At 65.6% G+C, this 390-nt stretch carries 1 protein-coding gene; it reads left to right on the forward strand.

Annotation, left to right across the window (positions count from 1 at the left end; translation table 11 throughout):
• The coding region (locus GV818_RS33960) for a TetR/AcrR family transcriptional regulator (RefSeq protein ID WP_161778769.1) at positions 1-390 on the forward strand (390 nt) is incomplete at both ends.

Raw genomic sequence — 390 nt, forward strand, 5'->3', positions numbered from 1 at the left:
GCAGAAGGCTGCCGCGAGCGGCGCGGCACCCGGCGCAAACAGGAAACACGGGCACGTCTGCTTCACGCGGCGCTGTTGCTGCTGTCTGAGCGGAACATTGAGCGCGTCGCCATCAACGAGATCACCGAAGCCGCCGATGTGGGCTTCGGCTCGTTCTACAACCACTTCGAATCGAAGGAAGGGCTCTTTGCCGCCGTGATCGACTGGGCGTTTGAGGACTTTGCTGACAAGCTGGATGCCATTGCGCATGGCCTGACCGATCCGGCCGAGGTCATCGCTATCGCGGTCCGTCACACGTTGCTGCGGGCGCAGCGCGAACCGGCCTGGGGCCGGCTGCTGATGCGCGAAGGCGTGTCTACACGCGCCCTGACGCGCGGCCTGGGCTTGCGC

The sequence above is a fragment of the Pseudomonas sp. Fl4BN1 genome (assembly GCF_009908285.1).
Classification (GTDB): domain Bacteria; phylum Pseudomonadota; class Gammaproteobacteria; order Pseudomonadales; family Pseudomonadaceae; genus Aquipseudomonas.